At 64.8% G+C, this 273-nt stretch carries 1 protein-coding gene; it reads left to right on the forward strand.

Features of this window, described 5'->3' with window-relative positions; translation table 11 throughout:
* A partial coding sequence (locus tag ABG80_RS22325; RefSeq protein WP_160322404.1) for a hypothetical protein occupies positions 1 to 200 on the forward strand: 200 nt, incomplete at its 5' end.
* Between the last annotated feature and the right edge of the window lie 73 nt (positions 201 to 273).

Raw genomic sequence — 273 nt, forward strand, 5'->3', positions numbered from 1 at the left:
CGCTGATGACCACTGAGACGGTGAGGGCCTTCTACGGGATCGTAGCTGCTGGCCCGGATGTTGACACGCCGCCCTGGCTGTTCATCCTGGCCAGACACATCGACGCCTGGGACAAGGCCTCGCAGGCCTACATGATTGCCGTGCATCAGCATGCTCGGCCTGTCCTCAATGACATGGAGCGCCTCTCCGCGTCGAAGTAAGCCGGGGGGCTGGGGGACACCCCAGTGAGCCCGAAGGGCGTTGCAGAGGGAGGGGTACCCGACCGGTCCACCT

The organism is Aquabacterium parvum (assembly GCF_001447195.1).
Taxonomy (GTDB): domain Bacteria; phylum Pseudomonadota; class Gammaproteobacteria; order Burkholderiales; family Burkholderiaceae_C; genus Aquabacterium; species Aquabacterium parvum.